The organism is Salmonella sp. SAL4457, from assembly GCF_046548235.1.
GTDB lineage: Bacteria > Pseudomonadota > Gammaproteobacteria > Enterobacterales > Enterobacteriaceae > Salmonella > Salmonella enterica.
The window spans coordinates 1-265 of record NZ_JBGDZO010000629.1; the positions used below are offsets into that span (position 1 = coordinate 1).

1 protein-coding gene is annotated in these 265 nt (G+C 70.6%); it reads right to left on the minus strand.

Annotated elements, in window-relative coordinates; all coding sequences use genetic code 11:
* Positions 1 to 265, minus strand: a 265-nt coding sequence (locus tag ACLJNW_RS25715; RefSeq protein ID WP_410961441.1) for a serine aminopeptidase domain-containing protein, incomplete at both ends; no start/stop codon positions are given.

Below are 265 nucleotides of genomic sequence, written 5' to 3' on the forward strand. Positions count from 1 at the left end.
ATCCAGTACAGGGGCTTGCTCCCGCTCTCGGCGAGCGCGGCGGCGAGCATGGCGCTGCAGTCATGACGGGCCCAGCCCAGCACATCGACCTCGAGACCGCGCAGCGAGCCGTTGCGCGATTGCCCCAGGCCCAGGTAGTCGAAGGTGATGGCCAGGTAGCCGCGCTCTGCCAGCCAGGCGGCGAAGGGCGCGTAGAACCGCTGTTCCACGCCCATCGCCGGGACGATCAGGAGATAGCCGCGCGGCTCCCCGGCAGGCCGGTACC